This is a genomic window from Cupriavidus sp. SIMBA_020, assembly GCF_046535395.1.
In the GTDB taxonomy this organism is placed as follows: Bacteria; Pseudomonadota; Gammaproteobacteria; order Burkholderiales; family Burkholderiaceae; genus Cupriavidus; species Cupriavidus campinensis.
In genome coordinates this window covers 1-232 of the sequence record NZ_JAWRWU010001771.1, presented here as the reverse complement: position 1 = coordinate 232, position 232 = coordinate 1, and the positions used below count along the sequence as shown (strand labels likewise).

At 69.8% G+C, this 232-nt stretch carries 1 protein-coding gene; it reads right to left on the bottom strand.

Going from position 1 to position 232, the window contains the following annotated elements; translation table 11 throughout:
- A partial coding sequence (locus SB751_RS35700; protein ID WP_410749695.1) for an ATP-binding cassette domain-containing protein occupies positions 1–232 on the bottom strand: 232 nt, incomplete at both ends.

Here is a 232-nt window from a genome sequence, read left to right as displayed (position 1 = left end):
CAGACCATGTCCAGGTCGGCCTTGACCGCCTGGCGGTCCTGGCGCAGGTAGGCGCCCATCTCCAGGTTCTCGCGCACGCTCATCTCGCGGAAGATCTCGCGGCCTTCCGGCACCTGCACGATGCCGCGGCCGACGATGGCGTCAGCCGGCTGGCGGTGTATCGCTTCGCCGGCAAAGCGCACGCTGCCCGCGGTGGGCGTCACCAGCCGCGAGATCACGTTGAGCGTGGTGG